The organism is Sulfurimonas sp. NWX79, from assembly GCF_039667035.1.
Taxonomy (GTDB): domain Bacteria; phylum Campylobacterota; class Campylobacteria; order Campylobacterales; family Sulfurimonadaceae; genus Sulfurimonas; species Sulfurimonas indica.
This window is the reverse complement of record NZ_JALCZL010000067.1, coordinates 1-618: the sequence shown is the minus strand read 5'-3', so window position 1 is coordinate 618 and position 618 is coordinate 1. Positions and strand designations below refer to the sequence as shown.

Annotated in this window: 1 protein-coding gene; it reads left to right on the top strand. The window is 34.0% G+C overall.

Annotated features, from left to right (window positions below; translation table 11 throughout):
* A partial coding sequence (locus MNY27_RS10945) for a site-specific integrase (RefSeq protein WP_346392351.1) occupies positions 1-618 on the top strand: 618 nt, incomplete at both ends.

The window sequence follows — 618 nt, the reverse complement described above, 5'->3', positions numbered from 1 at the left end:
AACAGAAAAAACTAACAGATGGATATAAACCAAGAACAGTACAACTGATACTGGGGCTTGCAAGACAAATCATCAACTATGCCATAAATAATGAACTGATACTAAACTATACAAACCCCATCTCTAAAGGCAAAGTCAAAATGCCAAAATTTGATAATAAACAGATAGGATTTTTAACTAAAGATCAAGCAAAAGAGCTTTTAGAGAGATTAAAGTCTAAAAAAACACCGCTAACTTACCGCTTAACAGTTCTTCTTTTGTATACTGGTGCCAGATTTAGTGAGGTTGCTTCACTTACTTGGGATGATATAGATTTTAACAACAGACTTATATATTTCAAATCAAATAAAAATGGTAATGATAGAAAAATATATATTTCAGATTTGGCACTGAATGTGTTAGTTGAGCTTTTTAATGAGAAAATAAATAACCTTGTTATCCCTGCCTCCAATGGCAAGCAACTCATTCAAATGCCTCGTCAATGGCAAGAGATGGTAGATGAGATGCTTCCAAACAATGACAAGGCTGGCAAATACAGAATAACTATACATAGCTTAAGACACACCCATGCTTCATGGATGGCAATTGCAGGTGTAAGCATTATGCATATAAAAGAGC